This is a genomic window from Thalassobellus sediminis, from assembly GCF_044386045.1.
Classification (GTDB): Bacteria; Bacteroidota; Bacteroidia; order Flavobacteriales; family Flavobacteriaceae; genus Thalassobellus; species Thalassobellus sediminis.
On record NZ_JBISCD010000040.1, the window covers coordinates 1,881,824 to 1,897,630 of the forward strand.

Annotated in this window: 18 protein-coding genes and 5 tRNA genes; 22 read left to right on the plus strand and 1 reads right to left on the minus strand. The window is 30.9% G+C overall.

What is annotated here, in order from left to right; all coding sequences use genetic code 11:
• Positions 1–77: 77 nt before the first annotated feature.
• Positions 78–473 (minus strand): DUF2721 domain-containing protein, encoded by a 396-nt coding sequence (locus ACH5TW_RS14750; protein WP_439337272.1) that lies wholly within the window; start codon positions 471–473, stop codon positions 78–80.
• 92 nt (positions 474–565) lie between these two features.
• Here ACH5TW_RS14750 and ACH5TW_RS14755 point away from each other — a divergent pair, with 92 nt between their 5' ends.
• The 22 genes from ACH5TW_RS14755 (at position 566) to rplL (ending at position 15,753) form a co-directional block, all read left to right on the plus strand.
• Positions 566–1,843, plus strand: coding sequence for a DUF2851 family protein (locus ACH5TW_RS14755; RefSeq protein WP_439337273.1), 1,278 nt, complete (start codon positions 566–568; stop codon positions 1,841–1,843).
• 235 nt (positions 1,844–2,078) lie between these two features.
• Positions 2,079–3,743, plus strand: coding sequence for a T9SS type A sorting domain-containing protein (locus tag ACH5TW_RS14760; RefSeq protein ID WP_439337274.1), 1,665 nt, complete (start codon positions 2,079–2,081; stop codon positions 3,741–3,743).
• A gap of 286 nt (positions 3,744–4,029) precedes the next feature.
• Positions 4,030–4,257 carry a PspC domain-containing protein gene (locus ACH5TW_RS14765; protein ID WP_439337275.1) on the plus strand — a complete coding sequence of 76 codons (228 nt, stop codon included), beginning with the start codon at positions 4,030–4,032 and terminating at the stop codon, positions 4,255–4,257.
• 3 nt (positions 4,258–4,260) lie between these two features.
• The gene (locus tag ACH5TW_RS14770) at positions 4,261–5,283 is read left to right on the plus strand and encodes a potassium channel family protein (RefSeq protein WP_439337276.1); all 1,023 of its coding nucleotides are present in this window, start codon (positions 4,261–4,263) and stop codon (positions 5,281–5,283) included.
• A 106-nt stretch (positions 5,284–5,389) separates the two neighbouring features.
• Positions 5,390–6,982: an alanine/glycine:cation symporter family protein gene (locus tag ACH5TW_RS14775; protein ID WP_439337277.1), complete on the plus strand. Its 1,593-nt coding sequence runs from the start codon at positions 5,390–5,392 to the stop codon at positions 6,980–6,982.
• Positions 6,983–7,005: 23 nt separating this feature from the next.
• A complete protein-coding gene (locus ACH5TW_RS14780; RefSeq protein WP_439337278.1) occupies positions 7,006–7,875 on the plus strand; it encodes a ComEA family DNA-binding protein in 870 nt (289 codons plus the stop codon).
• A gap of 13 nt (positions 7,876–7,888) precedes the next feature.
• Complete coding sequence (locus ACH5TW_RS14785) at positions 7,889–9,055, plus strand: acyl-CoA dehydrogenase family protein (protein ID WP_439337279.1); 1,167 nt, start codon at positions 7,889–7,891, stop codon at positions 9,053–9,055.
• 84 nt (positions 9,056–9,139) lie between these two features.
• Positions 9,140–9,334 carry a 30S ribosomal protein S21 gene (gene rpsU / locus ACH5TW_RS14790; protein WP_439337280.1) on the plus strand — a complete coding sequence of 65 codons (195 nt, stop codon included), beginning with the start codon at positions 9,140–9,142 and terminating at the stop codon, positions 9,332–9,334.
• A 123-nt stretch (positions 9,335–9,457) separates the two neighbouring features.
• Entirely contained in the window at positions 9,458–10,348 is an 891-nt protein-coding gene (locus tag ACH5TW_RS14795) for a tyrosine-type recombinase/integrase (protein WP_439337281.1), read from the plus strand.
• A 35-nt stretch (positions 10,349–10,383) separates the two neighbouring features.
• Positions 10,384–10,686, plus strand: a complete 303-nt coding sequence (gene hpf / locus ACH5TW_RS14800; RefSeq protein ID WP_439337282.1) for a ribosome hibernation-promoting factor, HPF/YfiA family — start codon at positions 10,384–10,386, stop codon at positions 10,684–10,686.
• Between the two features lie 103 nt (positions 10,687–10,789).
• Positions 10,790–10,863: transfer RNA gene (locus ACH5TW_RS14805), tRNA-Thr, on the plus strand.
• 32 nt (positions 10,864–10,895) lie between these two features.
• Positions 10,896–10,977, plus strand: a tRNA-Tyr gene (locus ACH5TW_RS14810).
• Between the two features lie 62 nt (positions 10,978–11,039).
• Positions 11,040–11,112 (plus strand) — tRNA-Gly (locus tag ACH5TW_RS14815).
• Positions 11,113–11,202: 90 nt separating this feature from the next.
• Positions 11,203–11,274: transfer RNA gene (locus ACH5TW_RS14820), tRNA-Thr, on the plus strand.
• A gap of 71 nt (positions 11,275–11,345) precedes the next feature.
• Positions 11,346–12,533 carry an elongation factor Tu gene (tuf, locus tag ACH5TW_RS14825; protein WP_439337283.1) on the plus strand — a complete coding sequence of 396 codons (1,188 nt, stop codon included), beginning with the start codon at positions 11,346–11,348 and terminating at the stop codon, positions 12,531–12,533.
• 63 nt (positions 12,534–12,596) lie between these two features.
• Positions 12,597–12,669 (plus strand) — tRNA-Trp (locus tag ACH5TW_RS14830).
• Positions 12,670–12,777: 108 nt separating this feature from the next.
• On the plus strand, positions 12,778–12,972 hold the full coding sequence (gene secE / locus ACH5TW_RS14835) for a preprotein translocase subunit SecE (RefSeq protein WP_439337284.1): 195 nt from the start codon (positions 12,778–12,780) through the stop codon (positions 12,970–12,972).
• A 17-nt stretch (positions 12,973–12,989) separates the two neighbouring features.
• Complete coding sequence (gene nusG / locus ACH5TW_RS14840) at positions 12,990–13,547, plus strand: transcription termination/antitermination protein NusG (protein WP_439337285.1); 558 nt, start codon at positions 12,990–12,992, stop codon at positions 13,545–13,547.
• Positions 13,548–13,619: 72 nt separating this feature from the next.
• Positions 13,620–14,057 (plus strand): 50S ribosomal protein L11, encoded by a 438-nt coding sequence (rplK, locus tag ACH5TW_RS14845; RefSeq protein WP_147769300.1) that lies wholly within the window; start codon positions 13,620–13,622, stop codon positions 14,055–14,057.
• Positions 14,058–14,076: 19 nt separating this feature from the next.
• Positions 14,077–14,766, plus strand: coding sequence for a 50S ribosomal protein L1 (gene rplA / locus ACH5TW_RS14850; RefSeq protein ID WP_439337286.1), 690 nt, complete (start codon positions 14,077–14,079; stop codon positions 14,764–14,766).
• A gap of 19 nt (positions 14,767–14,785) precedes the next feature.
• A complete protein-coding gene (gene rplJ, locus ACH5TW_RS14855; protein ID WP_439337287.1) occupies positions 14,786–15,307 on the plus strand; it encodes a 50S ribosomal protein L10 in 522 nt (173 codons plus the stop codon).
• Between the two features lie 71 nt (positions 15,308–15,378).
• Positions 15,379–15,753, plus strand: a complete 375-nt coding sequence (gene rplL / locus ACH5TW_RS14860) for a 50S ribosomal protein L7/L12 (RefSeq protein ID WP_439337288.1) — start codon at positions 15,379–15,381, stop codon at positions 15,751–15,753.
• Positions 15,754–15,807 lie beyond the last annotated feature (54 nt).

Below are 15,807 nucleotides of genomic sequence, written 5' to 3' on the forward strand. Positions count from 1 at the left end.
TTACATATCAATTGTTTATGTTAGTTGCTGAACGAAGTTATACCTTTTTTGTAACAAATTCAAAATACTGTTAAGCCTTAACTATTCTCTATATCACTTATATGATGCTCTAGCGCTTTTACAGAAATTTGGATTTCACGTATTAATAAAGCTAACGAAATAATTAATAAAATTAGTGCTAAACCAAATGCCCAAACAGCTATAGTATTCTGTTCAATATAAATTAAAAACATAGTTAGTACACAAAGCAATAAACTAGAAATCCCAAAAATTTGCATAGACCTAGTTAAGTAAAGACGTTGTTTTATGTTTTGTATTTGGGCAATTAATACTTTCTCTTTGTTTTTTTTGTATTTACTGTGTAAATCTCTAATAACAGCCGCATAAGCTAAAAATCTATTAGTATAAGCTAGCATAATTAATGAGATGGCTGAAAATAAAAGAGCAGGTGTGGTAAGGGTAAGTTGTTCCATTAAATTTGAATTTTACACAAAACCACTAAGTTAGATAATTATTGAAGAATAGCAATTTGGAATTTGATGATTTTATGCCTTATATTTAAACCATGCAAGAAGAATTCTTACATTATATATGGAAGCATAAAAAGTTTCAAACTACCAATTTAAAAACGGAAGCAGGGGAACCTATTTTGTTAACTTCGGTAGGGCAGCATAATTTTAATGCAGGACCCGATTTTTTTAATGCTCAATTAAAAATAGGAAATCAACTTTGGGCAGGAAATGTTGAAATTCATGTGAAATCATCCGATTGGTTTTTGCATAGTCATGAGCAAGACTCAGCTTATGATAATGTGATTTTGCATGTAGTTTGGGAGCATGATACCGAGGTTTTTAGAAAAGATAATACAGTAATATCAACTTTAGAATTAAAGCATTTAGTAGATTTGAATCTTCTAAATAATTATGAAAATCTATTTAGTAAGCATGATAAATGGATTAATTGTGAAAATGATTTTGCTACCATAGATAGTTTTGTTTTAAATAATTGGATGGAACGTTTGTATTTTGAGCGTTTAGAACGAAAAGCAAAAACAATAGATATCCTTTTAAAAGATTCTAAAAACGATTGGGAAGCAGTATTGTTTAAAATGCTGACTAAAAATTTCGGACTTAAAGTAAACGGAGAATCGTTTTTTAGTTTGTCGCAATCTATAGATTTTTCAATCATTAGAAAAATACAATCTAAACAAGAAAGTTTGGAGGCTTTAATGTTTGGACAAGCTGGATTGTTGGAAAAAGATATTCAAAATGGATATTATCAAAATTTAGTTAAGGAGTATGAATTTTTGAAACAGAAATTCACTTTAGATAACGCTCAAGTATTGCCTTTACATTTCTTTAGATTGCGACCATCAAATTTTCCAACTATTAGATTGTCTCAATTAGCAGGTTTGTATAATAAACATCAAAACCTATTTTCTAAAATTATTGAGACAAATAAAATAGATGATTTTTATGAGTTGTTTAAAGTTACAACTTTAGCGTTTTGGGAAACACATTATACCTTTCAAAAAGAATCAAAAGCATCAAAAAAGATACTTTCAAAATCATTTATAGATTTATTATTAATTAACACCATACTTCCTATAAAGTTTTGTTATGCTAAGCAGAAAGGAGAAGAGGTTGATGTAGATATTATAAAAATAGCAACCGCTATAGCTTCAGAAAAGAATAGTATTATTGATGCTTATAATAACTTAAAAAAAATATCAAAATCATCTTTAGAATCACAAGCACTTATTCAACTTAAAAACGAATATTGTAATAAAAACAAATGTTTAAAATGTGCTGTTGGTAACGCTTTAATTTCTAGAAATGTTTAAAACTATTAACTATTTTCTATTAGTCTAAAAATTATATATAATTATTAATTTACCTAATTCTAACAGGTAAGTACAGGATAGTTAAGCTTACTAATATTAATAATTTTGAAACGCTATGATTTATTAATTTTTGTTAAAAAACAAACCTTTGTTTGAAAGAAATTAATAATAAAAATGAAGAATAGACCTTCGGAATTAAATAAAAAAGAAAAATTATTAACTAAATTACAATTTCATGACTAAATTATATAGAGCACTATTAAGCACAACTATGCTTTTTTGTGTTTTTTTTGCAGAGGGACAATCAATAGGTGAAGTGACTAAAATAGATGATACTTGGACATCAAAAATTAATGGTGTCACTAAGTATACTGGAACAAATATGCTTGATGCGGTGAATGCTTGCTGTTTAAATATGGGAGCAGGTACAATTAATGTTAGAAGTTCTGGGGATTCAGGACCTGGAAATAGTTCAATTAAAGCATGTTTAATACAAAGTAACCAAACACTTGATTTTCATGGTAATACTATGAACTGTACAGATCCTCTTTTAGTTGTTCCTGTTAAAGCCCAAGGGAAATCAAATATTACTGTTAAGAATCTTGATGTAACTGGAACGCCACGTTATGTGATTTGGTATACTAAAGGTTGTAAAAATATGACTTTAACTAATATTACATGTAATACAACTAGAGGAAATGGAATTCGAGTTGCAGATGCTGGAACTAGTAATCTAGTAATTAACGGAAATATTAATTTGAAAACTATAGGACATTCTATTGAGACTTTATTAGTTCAAGGTGTTGAAATAGATACCGTTTATGTGTCAGCAGAAAAGGGGTGTGGTGTTCTTTTAAATACTTCTGAGAATTGTAATATTAATGCAATTTATGCTACAGATTGCGATTATGGCAGTAGTTATGCAGGTTTTAGACAAGCAAATAATAATGGTACTACACATTGTAAATACCTTAATGCCAGACATTGCGGGCGTGGATTGTATACACTTACAGATAGTCATGATGTTACAGTAGATAAAGTTGATATTGATGATTGTTCAGATTCAGGAATAAGTTGTGCTACAACTTCTGTAGGAGTTAGGGTAAACAGTGGAACAGTTACTAACTCAAATAAGAATATTGATATCTGGGATGGTGCAACAGATATTTGTTTAAAAGTTAACCCAGGAAATTATGAGAGTTATGGAGATGCATGTGAACCTACATATTTTCAAATAGAAAATAGAAATAGTGGAAAAAGCATTTCAGTAGAAGGGGGAAGTGGTTTAGATAATGTAAATATTATTCAGGAAACAAGTAATATTAATAGCTTGTTACAGCAGTTTAAGTTTTTAACTAATTCTAGTGGTTACTCTTTTATTATAAACAGAGAAAACCAAAAGTCTTTTAGAGCTTCTAGTAATAATGTTGTTCAATATTCTTATGATCCAACATATTGGTCTGAGATGTTTACAAGAACAGATGTCGGTGATGGTTATTATTTACTTAAAAATAGAAATACAAGTTCTTGTATGAGTGTGGAAAATAGTTCTATTTTAGATAATGCGAGTATTGTGTTTAGTGCCTGTGACGAAAATGATTTCAGTCAACATTTTAAGTTTAATTTGTCTACATTGACTAGTGAGTCTATTCTTTTTCAAAATGAAATTTACAGCGTTTATCCAACATTTACAGATAATATTATTAATATTAATTTGTTAAATGAATATAGAAACGATGCTCTATTAACAGTTTTCAATGCAACAGGTAAATTGATGCTAAATAAAAAACTAAATAATAAAAACAATACAATTAAATTGTCTCAATTTAATTCAGGAATATATTTTATTAGAATAGTAAATAATGAAGGAGTTTTTGTTAAAAAGATTATTAAGAAATAATGTTTTATAAGTAATTAAAAAACTTTTTTTAATATTTTAAACCTAGAAAGATTAATGAAACATTTAATTTTCTAGGTTTTTTTTATGCCTTTTTAAGACTTAAGCTCTGGAAGGTTGTTCTTATTTAAAATATGTTCTTCAATTGAGATAAAAGTAAATGTTTAAAAAAGTAGATTAAGAGTCATCTTAATTTAAGCAAATATTTAAAATAAGTTTTAAAAATTTATTAAACTGATAGAAATGTTTAAACACAAAGGAATTTCAAATTTTATAGTTAAATTGCAACATGAACAGTATTTATAAACCATTATTGTTTTTTCAAAAACATGGCTATTATGTTTGCCAACGTATAGCAGATAGATTTGGTATTAGAGCTAAGGTAGTGAGAACTACTTTTATGTATCTAACTTTTGTTACCGTAGGTTTCGGTTTTGCCTTGTATCTGTTTTTAGCTTTTTGGATGCGTATTAAAGATTTAGTTTATACAAAACGATCATCTGTTTTCGATTTATAATTTATGAATAACCCTTTAATAAGATTTTTTAGAACAAAAATATATACGGCTGTATTTCTATTGGCTATTATATTAACAATTGGTATTGTTGGTTATAAATTAATTTCTAATTATTCTTGGGTTGATTCTGTTTATATGACGGTAATTACTATAACTACTGTAGGCTTTGGAGAAGTAGTTCCGCTTGATGATCAATCAAAAATTTTCACAATTTTTTTAATACTTGCAAGTGTTGTTATAGTAGGTTATGCGCTTTCTACAATTACCGAGTATATTTTAAGTAAAGATCATATTGAAGAATTAAAACATAAAAAGATGCAAAAAAAGATAGATAGTTTTAAAAATCATGTTGTTGTTTGCGGTTATGGTAGAAATGGAAAACAAACAGTACGGAAATTATTGGCTCACAATCGATCGTTTGTTATAATAGAAAAGAATAAGGAGATGGAAGAGCGTTTACAGTTTGATGATGTGCCTTATGTTATTGGAAATGCAAATGAAGATGAAGTTTTAATTCAAGCAGGAGTTGATAGGGCTTCTAATTTTATATCAGCGCTACCTAATGATGCCGATAATTTGTTCGTTGTACTTTCTGCAAGACAAATTAATAAAGATATAAATATTATTAGCCGAGCATCAAATGAGTCGTCTTATGATAAACTAAAATTTGCTGGAGCCAATAATGTTATTTTACCAGACAAAATAGGAGGAGACCATATGGCGTCTTTAGTAGTGGTTCCAGGTTTAATGGAATTTATTGATAATTTATCTATTGTAGGTAAGTCTAATATCAATATAGAAGAAGTTGCTGTAGAAAAATTATATAGCAAACAATCAATAAAAACTATCAAAGATTTAGATTTAAGAAGAAAAACAGGTTGTACTGTAATAGGTTATAAAGACGAAAACGGTGAATATATTGTAAACCCAGAAGCAGAATTAGAATTAGCTCCCAATTCTAAAATTATTGTTTTGGGTAGACCTGAACAAATAGATGCACTTAATTCTGAATACAATATTGATTAGTAGGTTTCTGTTTTAACAATCATTTCTTTAAAATTCCGATTTTTTTTAGCATCTTGCTGCTTTTTAATAAGAATTTAATATTAAAACTAACAAAAATCATATTATTATGAAGAAGCATCTTCTTTCAATTTTTACTATAATTTTACCATTTTTAACATTTGCTCAAGAAACTTCTGAAAAAGGTGTTGATCAACTAATTGATGAGAAATTTGGAGATGCAACAGGATGGTTTGTTAATTTGATTTTTTATCAAATAGATTTTGGCGGAGGTGTAAAAGTTTTTTGGGTATTATTTCCATTAATTTTAGGAGCTTTATATTTTACTGTTTATTTTAAATTTATAAATTTTAGAGGTTTTTTAACTTCAATAAATATTGTACGAGGTAAGTATGATGATCTAGATCATCATGAATCTTTAATAGCAGCAGGAGATTCAACACCAGGAGGAGATGCCATTGAGACAATAGCTATAGAAGGTCATGAAGGAGAAGTGTCGCATTTTCAGGCTTTAACAGCAGCGTTATCGGCTACAGTAGGATTAGGAAATATTGCAGGAGTTGCAATTGCTGTATCAATAGGTGGAGCAGGAGCTACATTTTGGATGATTATTGCTGGTTTATTAGGAATGGCATCAAAATTTGTAGAATGTACTCTTGGTGTTAAGTATAGAGATATAGGAGAAGATGGTACGGTATATGGGGGACCCATGTATTATTTAACAAAAGGGTTGAAATCTAAAGGTCTTGGAGGTTTAGGAAAAGTATTAGCTGCTATATTTGCCATATTTGTTATTGGTGGTTCTTTTGGAGGTGGAAATATGTTTCAGGTAAACCAAGCGTTTCAATTAGTAGAAAATATTACAGGTGGAGATACTTCTTTTTTAAATGGAAAGGGATGGGTGTTTGGTATTGTAATGGCTATTTTAGTTGGAATTGTAATTATTGGAGGTATTAAAAAGATTGCTAAGGTTACAGATAAAATTGTACCTTTTATGGTAGTTATTTATGTAGCTGCTTCTTTGTTTGTTATTTTCGTGAATATAGATATGGTAGGTGATGCATTTGTTCAAATATTTGATGGAGCCTTTAATCCTAAAGGTATTGCTGGTGGAGCCGTAGGAGTTTTGGTGCAAGGATTTAGGAGAGCAGCCTTTTCAAATGAAGCAGGTGTTGGTTCTGCATCAATAGCCCATTCAGCTGTAAAGACAAAATACCCAGCTAGTGAAGGAATGGTTGCTTTGTTAGAACCATTTATTGATACTGTAGTCGTTTGTACAATGACGGCCTTAGTACTTATTATTACAGGAAATGTAGCAGCAGAAAATGCTTCGTTAAATGATGCGCAAGCAATTTTGTTAACATCAGGAGCTTTTGAGTCAGCAATTTCATGGTTTCCATATGTATTAACAATAGCTGTAGTATTATTTGCCTTTAGTACGATGATTTCTTGGTCTTATTATGGTTTTCAAGGTTGGGCATATTTATTTGGTAGAACTAAAAAAATGGAATATACTTATAAGTTATTGTTTTGTGTATTTGTAGTAATTGGTTCTGCTGCAAGTTTAGGTTCTGTAATAGGGTTTTCTGATGCTATGATTTTTGCTATGATGGTACCAAACACGATTGGGTTAGTAATACTAGCACCAAAAGTCAGAAAAGAGTTGAATAAATATCTCAAGGATATAAAAGCAGCTAAATAATAAATAATAGAAATTAAATTAATATGAAATCCCATTTCACGTTTTCTAAAGAACAGCGAAATGGGATTTTTTTATTAATACTCATCATTGTTTTATTGCAATGTGTTTATTTCTATGTCGATTTTTCATCAGAAGATGTTCAAGTAAATAAAGATGAATTATCAACATACATCAAAGAAATCGATTCTCTTAAATTAATTCAAATTGAAAAATCGAAGCCTAAAATATATCCTTTCAATCCAAATTATATAACAGATTATAAAGGCGTAAATTTAGGTATGAGCAATGAGGAAATTGATAGATTATTAGATTATAGAAAGCAAAATAAGTGGATAAACTCAGTTAAACAATTTCAAGAAGTAACTAAAGTATCAGATTCGCTTTTAAAAACAATAACTCCATTTTTTAAATTCCCAGAATGGGTTACAAGTGTTAAGTCAAGAACAGCTTCAATTTCTAGTTTTAATAATAAACAGAAAACTTTCGAGCAAAAACAAGATTTAAATATAGCTACAGCGCAACAACTTCAAAAAGTAAATGGTATTGGAAAAGTGCTTTCTAATCGTATTGTAAAATTTAGAAATAAATTTGTTGGAGGTTTTATTGATGATGTGCAATTAAATGATGTTTACGGATTAACTCCAGAAGTATTAGAAAAACTAACAAAATTGTTTACGGTAAAAACGCCAAAGCAAATCCAGAAAATAAAGCTTAATACGGCAACTGTAAATCAATTGGTAACAATTCAGCATATAGATTATGATTTAGCATATAAAATCATAGAGGAACGTCAACTAAAGAAAAGATATTACTCCTTAGATGAATTAACAAAAGTTAAAGACTTCCCTTTAAATAAAATCGAGATAATTAAATTATATTTGTCGCTCGATTAAAAAAAAGATGCAAATGAATAGTATGTACTTCACAGAAGAACATAACCTTTTTAGAAAAAGTCTTCAAGATTTTTTAAAAAAGGAAGTGGTTCCAAATATTGATGCTTGGGAAAAAACAGGAACTATAGATCGTTTTATTTGGAAAAAGTTTGGAGATATGGGGTTTTTCGGAATCAACTATCCTGAAACTTATGGAGGTTCAAACTTAGATTTGTTTTATACTATTATTTTGCAAGAAGAACTTCAGAAAATAAATTCTGGTGGTTTTGCAGCTGCAATATGGGCACATGTGTATTTAGCAATGACGCATCTTAAAGCTGAAGGTGATGAAGCTATTAAGCAAAAATATTTAGTACCTAGTATTGCAGGAGATAAAATAGGCTGTTTGTGTATAAGTGAGCCGTCTGGAGGAAGTGATGTAGCTGGTATGAGAACAAGAGCAGTTAAAGAAGGTGATTATTATGTTGTAAATGGTTCTAAAACCTTTATAACAAATGGTGTTTATAGCGATTATTTAGTAGTTGCTGCTAAAACAAGCCCTGAACTTGGTAATAAAGGTATGAGTATTTTTGTTGTAGATAGAGATACAGAAGGTATTTCGGCAACAAAATTAGATAAGTTAGGATGGAGAGCTTCAGATACTGCCGAAATTGCTTTTGATAATGTGAAGATTCCTGCTAGTAATTTGTTAGGAGAGGAAAATCATGGTTTTGCTTATATAATGCAGCATTTTTCTTTAGAAAGATTAGTTATGGGGGTTAATGCACATGCTAGAGCCGAATATGCTTTAGAGTATGCGTTAAATTATATGTCAGAGCGTACAGCTTTTGGTAAAGAATTAAATAAATATCAAGCATTAAGACATAAGTTTGTTGATTTGTATGCAGATATGGAAATCTGTAAAGAGTATAATTATTCTGTTACTAATAAATTGAACAAAGGTGAATACGTCGTTAAAGAAGCTACTATATCTAAGTTGAAGTCTACTAAAATGGCAGATGACGTTATATATGAATGTATGCAGTTTTTAGGAGGCTATGGTTATATGGAAGAATACCCTATGGCAAGATTGTTAAGAGATAGTAGGTTAGGGACTATAGGTGGCGGAACATCAGAAATATTACGTGAAATATTATCAAAAATGATAATAGATAAAAAAGAGTATAAACCAGCAACTTAAATATTTTTACAATCAGAATTTGAAATTCAAAAATATTTATATATTTGCATCCTGAAAATTCAAAAGAGAGGAGGTTAGGACACTATGTTAATAATACCAATTAAAGAAGGAGAAAATATAGATAGAGCATTAAAGCGCTTTAAAAGAAAGTTTGATAGAACTCAAACTAAACGTCAGCTTCAAACTCGTAAACAATTTATAAAGCCTTCAGTAAAACGTAGAGCGCTAATACAAAAAGCACAATATGTACAAGGCTTAAAAGATGCAGAAAATATTTAATCTGTTCTTATAAAGTAGATATTTAAATCCCGCATTTTGCGGGATTTTTTTTGCTTAATAATTAAATAAAAGGTTGTAAATTTAGCTTTAATCAATCAATAACGTTTATTCCAAATTATTAATATGACTTTTAAATCATTTGCAGACTATTTATTGTTAGAAAAAAACTATTCAGCATTAACTGTAAAAGCGTATCAAAAAGATTTAGTGAGTTTCTTAGATTTTATTAAAAATGATTATGAAACAAATTCTATTAGTAATGTTAATTATTCTCAAATACGAAGTTGGATAGTTTCTTTAGTAGAAAGTGGTTTAGTAAATAGAAGTATTAATAGAAAAGTGTCAGCTTTAAATACCTATTATAAGTTTCTGTTAAAAATAGGAGAAATTGATGTTAATCCTTTAGCAAAGCATAAAGCATTAAAAACAAGTAAAAAGATTCAAGTTCCATTTTCAGAAAAAGAAATAGCTACAGTTTTAGATGACTTACATTTCGAAAAAGATTTTGAGGGTATACGCGACAAATTAATAATAGAGCTATTCTATTCTACAGGTATTAGAAGAATAGAGCTTGTAGAATTAAAATTAACAAGTTTTAGTTTTGATAAAAAAACGTTAAAGGTATTAGGTAAAAGAAATAAAGAACGTATTGTTCCGTTATTAGAAACAGTATCACAAACATTGCTTAAATATATAAAATTAAGGAATGAATTAGAATGTATATTAGATGCTGATTATTTATTTTTAACAAAAAAAGGCGTTAAAATATATGAAACACTTGTTTACAGAATAATAAATGAGTATTTTAGTTTAGCATCTTCAAAAGTTAAAAAGAGCCCACATATATTAAGGCATTCTTTTGCAACACATTTGTTAAACCAAGGTGCCGATTTAAATGCTGTTAAAGAACTTCTAGGGCATTCAAGTTTAGCAGCAACGCAAGTATATACTCATAATAGTATATCAGAATTAAAAAAGGTACATATAAATACACACCCTAGGAGTAAGAAATAGGAGTAAAAATTATTGTCTAACCAAAACGAATTAGTATGAAAGTAAACACGCAATCAGTTAATTTTAATGCAGATCAAAAATTGATAGATTTTATCCAAAAACGTATGGATAAGTTAGATTTGTTTTACGATAAAGTTATTAAATCAGATGTTTTTTTGAAAGTAGAGAATACCAGTGATAAAGAAAATAAAATTTTTGAAGCAAGAGTTAGTGTGCCTGGAGATAGTTTTGTTGTAAAGAAACAATGTAAAAGTTTTGAAGAAGGTGCAGATATGGCAGTTTCGTCGCTGGAAAGACAATTAAAAAAACGAAAAGAAAAATTAAGAGCATATTTATGATAAAATTTATCAAAAAATGTTTTGAATAAATAAATAAATCTATACATTTGCAGTCCGTTAGAAATAGCGGACTTTTTTATGCTTTAAAAACATAAGAAAAAAAGCCGATGTAGCTCAGCTGGCTAGAGCAGCTGATTTGTAATCAGCAGGTCGTGGGTTCGAGTCCCTCCATCGGCTCAAGTTCTTTAAAATATTGATATAAGTTAATTGGGGAGATACTCAAGCGGCCAACGAGGGCAGACTGTAAATCTGCTGACTACGTCTTCGCAGGTTCGAATCCTGCTCTCCCCACAAACTTTTCTCAAATTTTATTAAAATATTGGAAACCTTACAAGTATAAGCTTGTAAAAATTGCGAGAGTAGCTCAGTTGGTAGAGCGTCAGCCTTCCAAGCTGAATGTCGCCGGTTCGAACCCGGTCTCTCGCTCTAAATTCCTGCGAAGGCAGGAATCTCTTCTTTCATATTAATGCAGTTAGAAATAATTGTTTTTGAGAGAATAGGAAATAAAAACTTTACGCCGGTGTAGCTCAGGGGTAGAGCGTTTCCTTGGTAAGGAAGAGGTCACGAGTTCAATTCTCGTCATTGGCTCTATTTATTTAGAGTAAAAAATAGAATACACTAATATTATTATATAACTAAGATTAAAATTATTTAAAAACATGGCAAAGGCAACTTTCGATCGTTCAAAACCACACTTAAATATTGGTACAATTGGACACGTAGATCACGGTAAAACAACTTTAACTGCTGCTATTACTAAAGTATTAGCTGATGCAGGTTTATCAGAAGCTAGAGATTTCGATACTATCGATAATGCTCCAGAGGAGAAAGAAAGAGGTATAACAATTAATACTTCACACGTAGAATATCAAACAGCAAATCGTCACTATGCACACGTAGATTGTCCAGGTCACGCCGATTACGTAAAGAACATGGTAACTGGTGCTGCGCAAATGGATGGTGCTATTTTAGTGGTAGCTGCTACTGATGGTCCTATGCCACAAACTCGTGAGCATATCTTATTAGGTCGTCAAGTAGGTATTCCTCGTATCGTTGTTTTCTTGAACAAAGTTGATATGGTTGATGATGAAGAGCTTTTAGAATTAGTAGATATGGAAGTTAGAGATTTATTGTCGTTCTATGAGTATGATGGTGATAATGGTCCTGTAATTTCTGGTTCTGCTTTAGGTGCACTTAACGGTGAACAAAAATGGGTTGATACAGTAATGGAATTAATGGCTGCTTGTGATGAGTGGATTGAAGAACCATTAAGAGAAGTTGATAAAGATTTCTTAATGCCTATCGAAGATGTATTCTCTATTACTGGTCGTGGTACTGTTGCAACTGGTCGTATAGAAACTGGTATCGCTAACACTGGAGATCCTGTAGAAATTATTGGTATGGGTGCTGAGAAATTAACATCTACTATTACAGGTATTGAAATGTTCCGTCAAATATTAGATAGAGGTGAAGCTGGAGATAATGCAGGTATCTTATTAAGAGGTATTGAAAAATCTCAAATCTCAAGAGGGATGGTAATCTGTAAGCCAGGTTCTGTAACTCCACATGCTAAATTTAAAGCTGAGGTTTATATTCTTAAAAAAGAAGAAGGTGGACGTCATACTCCATTCCATAATAACTACCGTCCACAGTTCTACGTACGTACAACTGACGTAACTGGAAACATTGCGCTTCCTGATGGAGTAGAAATGGTAATGCCTGGAGATAACTTAACTATTACTGTTGAGTTAATTAACACTATTGCAATGAACGTAGGTTTACGTTTCGCTATCCGTGAAGGTGGTAGAACAGTAGGTGCAGGACAAGTAACTGAAATTTTAGACTAAATTATAGTTTAATTAATATAGAGTTGAGGTATTTCGTTTTTCGGAATACCTTGACTTATGTTTACGGGTTTAGCTCAGTTGGTAGAGCACTGGTCTCCAAAACCAGGTGTCGGGAGTTCGAGTCTCTCAACCCGTGCTTAAGTAGTTAGTAATTTTAAAATTACTTTCAATAATATAAAGATTAAAATTTTGCTTAATTCAAATATTGAAAGACAAAGTTTTAATTCATTCAAAATAATAATAAATGGCTGGATTTGTAAATTACGTAAAAGAATCATTTGGTGAACTTAAAAATAATGTGACTTGGCCATCATGGGCAGAAGCACAAAGTTTAACTGTTTTAGTTGCTGTGTTTTCAATTGTTTTTTCCTTAGCAATTTGGGGAGTAGATACCGTGTTTAGCAAGGTTATTGCATATTACTTTGAATGGATTAACTAATCGGTTAAAAAAAAATTATGTCTGAAGTAAGTGAAAAAAAATGGTATGTTGTTAGAGCTGTAAGTGGTCAGGAAAACAAGATCAAGACATATATCGAGAATGAAATTGCTCGTTTAGGTCTTCAAGATTTTGTTGATCAAGTACTAGTTCCAACAGAACGAGTAATACAAATTCGTAACGGGAAAAAAATTCATAAAGAAAAAACTTTTTTCCCTGGTTACATTATGGTACAAGCTAATTTAACAGGTGAGGTGCCTCATATTATAAGATCGGTAACTAATGTTATTGGTTTTTTAGGAGAAACAAAAGGAGGAGATCCTGTGCCGTTAAGACAATCTGAAGTAAACAGAATGTTAGGTAAAGTTGATGAATTGGCTGTTGAAGAAAGTGCAAATGTTGCAATTCCTTTTACAAAAGGAGAGACTGTAAAAGTTATTGATGGGCCATTCAATGGATTTGATGGTACTATTGAAAAAATAAATGAAGAAAAGCGTAAACTTGAAGTAATGGTAAAGATTTTCGGAAGAAAAACACCATTAGAATTAAGTTATATGCAAGTAGAAAAAGTAGTATAATAGTGTTACAATAGATAGATGAGTCTTTCGCTTCCAAATGAAAGATAACATCAAAAAATTAAATTATTAAAAATGGCAAAAGAATTAGGTAAAGTAGTTAAGTTACAAGTTCGGGGAGGTGCTGCGAATCCATCGCCACCGGTTGGACCCGCTTTAGGAGCTGCAGGTGTTAACATCATGGAGTTCTGTAAGCAATTCAATGCCAGAACCCAAGATAAAGCAGGTAAAGTATTACCAGTTGTTATCTCTGTTTACAAAGACAAATCATTTGATTTTGTAATCAAGACTCCACCAGCAGCAGTTCAATTATTAGAAGCAGCAAAGGTGAAGAAAGGATCTGGAGAGCCAAACCGAAAAAAAGTAGCTAAAGTTTCGTGGGATCAGGTTAAGACCATCGCAGAAGACAAAATGGTAGATTTAAATGCATTTACTATTGAATCTGCAATGAAAATGGTAGCTGGTACTGCAAGATCAATGGGTATAACCGTAACAGGGCAATTCCCTAATTAATCTATAATAGACATTTAAAATGGCAAGATTAACAAAAAAGCAAAAAGAAGCTGCAGCAAAAATAGAAAAAGGAAGAATTTATTCTGTTGAAGAAGCATCAGCATTAATAAAAGAAATTACCAATACTAAATTTGACTCTTCAGTTGATTTAGCTGTACGTTTAGGAGTAGATCCTCGTAAGGCAAATCAAATGGTAAGAGGCGTGGTATCTTTACCACACGGTACTGGTAAGAACATGAAAGTATTAGCATTAGTAACACCAGATAAAGAAGCCGAAGCAAAAGAAGCTGGAGCTGATTATGTAGGTTTAGACGAATACCTTGATAAAATCAAGAGCGGATGGACAGACGTTGATGTTATTATTACTATGCCAAGTGTAATGGGTAAATTAGGTCCTTTAGGACGTGTATTAGGTCCTCGTGGTTTAATGCCTAACCCAAAAACAGGTACAGTAACTATGGATGTTGCTAAAGCTGTAACAGAAGTAAAAGCTGGTAAAATTGACTTTAAAGTTGATAAAACTGGTATTGTACACGCTGCTATAGGAAAAGCATCATTTAGTGCTGATAAAATTGCAGGTAATGCAAATGAATTATTAACAACATTAATGAAACTAAAACCGACAACTGCAAAAGGTACTTATGTAAAAAGCATATTTATGTCTTCTACAATGAGCCCAAGTATTGCTGTTGATCCTAAAATTGGTTAATTAAGTTAAAACTTTTATTATGACAAGAGAAGAAAAATCATTAGTAATTGAGGAGTTAACTGCAGAATTAGCTAATAATGCAAATATCTATTTAACTGATATTTCAGGATTAAATGCAGTAACAACCTCAAACTTACGTCGTGCTTGTTTTAAAGCAAACGTAACGTTAGCAGTTGTAAAAAATACATTACTTGAAAAAGCAATGGAAGCTTCAGACAGAGAGTTCGGAGATCTTCCTTCTGTTTTAAAAGGAAATACATCTGTGATGTATTCTGAAACAGGTAACGTACCAGCAAAGTTAATTAAAACCTTCCGTAAAAAATCAGACAAGCCTTTATTAAAAGGAGCGTTTATTGAGGAGTCGGTTTATATTGGCGACGATCAATTAGACATGTTAGTAGATATCAAGTCTAAAGAAGAGTTAATAGGAGAGATTGTTGGATTATTACAATCGCCTGCTAAAAACGTTATTTCTGCACTTAAATCAGGTGGAGGAACAATTGCTGGACTTATTAAAACACTTTCTGAAAAATCAGAATAGTATTATTAAATAGTACGCACTTTATTACAAATATATTATTATTATTACAAAATTATTAAAACGATAGAAAAATGGCAGATTTAAAAGATTTCGCAGAACAATTAGTTAACCTTACTGTAAAAGAAGTAAATGAGTTAGCAACTATATTAAAAGATGAGTATGGTATCGAGCCTGCTGCTGCTGCTGCAGTTGCTGTTGCTGGTCCTGCTGGAGGTGGAGAAGCTGAAGAAGCTCAAACTGAATTTGATGTTATTTTAAAAGCAGCAGGTGGTTCTAAATTAGCTGTTGTAAAATTAGTTAAAGAATTAACTGGTTTAGGTTTAAAAGAAGCTAAAGGTTTAGTTGATGATGCACCAAGTGCAATCAAAGAAGCTGTGTCTAAAGATGAAGCGGAAGCTTTAAAAGCATCTTTAGAAGAAGCTGGAGCTGAGGTTGAGCTTAAGTAAGCTTACCATCTAAAAAACATAAAGGTTTAGGTCTGAAGAATGTTCTTCAAGACC

Bases quoted from the DNA above. Each gene is read 5' to 3' on its own strand.
- ACH5TW_RS14765 (WP_439337275.1), top strand. From the start codon at position 4,030: ATGAACAGTATTTATAAACCATTATTGTTTTTTCAAAAACATGGCTAT.
- ACH5TW_RS14760 (WP_439337274.1), top strand. From the start codon at position 2,079: ATGACTAAATTATATAGAGCACTATTAAGCACAACTATGCTTTTTTGT.
- ACH5TW_RS14780 (WP_439337278.1), top strand. From the start codon at position 7,006: ATGAAATCCCATTTCACGTTTTCTAAAGAACAGCGAAATGGGATTTTT.
- secE (WP_439337284.1), top strand. From the start codon at position 12,778: ATGGCTGGATTTGTAAATTACGTAAAAGAATCATTTGGTGAACTTAAA.
- rplL (WP_439337288.1), top strand. From the start codon at position 15,379: ATGGCAGATTTAAAAGATTTCGCAGAACAATTAGTTAACCTTACTGTA.
- ACH5TW_RS14775 (WP_439337277.1), top strand. From the start codon at position 5,390: ATGAAGAAGCATCTTCTTTCAATTTTTACTATAATTTTACCATTTTTA.
- rpsU (WP_439337280.1), top strand. From the start codon at position 9,140: ATGTTAATAATACCAATTAAAGAAGGAGAAAATATAGATAGAGCATTA.
- rplA (WP_439337286.1), top strand. From the start codon at position 14,077: ATGGCAAGATTAACAAAAAAGCAAAAAGAAGCTGCAGCAAAAATAGAA.
- ACH5TW_RS14750 (WP_439337272.1), bottom strand. From the start codon at position 473: ATGGAACAACTTACCCTTACCACACCTGCTCTTTTATTTTCAGCCATC.
- ACH5TW_RS14785 (WP_439337279.1), top strand. From the start codon at position 7,889: ATGAATAGTATGTACTTCACAGAAGAACATAACCTTTTTAGAAAAAGT.
- ACH5TW_RS14755 (WP_439337273.1), top strand. From the start codon at position 566: ATGCAAGAAGAATTCTTACATTATATATGGAAGCATAAAAAGTTTCAA.
- hpf (WP_439337282.1), top strand. From the start codon at position 10,384: ATGAAAGTAAACACGCAATCAGTTAATTTTAATGCAGATCAAAAATTG.
- nusG (WP_439337285.1), top strand. From the start codon at position 12,990: ATGTCTGAAGTAAGTGAAAAAAAATGGTATGTTGTTAGAGCTGTAAGT.
- rplK (WP_147769300.1), top strand. From the start codon at position 13,620: ATGGCAAAAGAATTAGGTAAAGTAGTTAAGTTACAAGTTCGGGGAGGT.
- ACH5TW_RS14770 (WP_439337276.1), top strand. From the start codon at position 4,261: ATGAATAACCCTTTAATAAGATTTTTTAGAACAAAAATATATACGGCT.
- tuf (WP_439337283.1), top strand. From the start codon at position 11,346: ATGGCAAAGGCAACTTTCGATCGTTCAAAACCACACTTAAATATTGGT.
- rplJ (WP_439337287.1), top strand. From the start codon at position 14,786: ATGACAAGAGAAGAAAAATCATTAGTAATTGAGGAGTTAACTGCAGAA.
- ACH5TW_RS14795 (WP_439337281.1), top strand. From the start codon at position 9,458: ATGACTTTTAAATCATTTGCAGACTATTTATTGTTAGAAAAAAACTAT.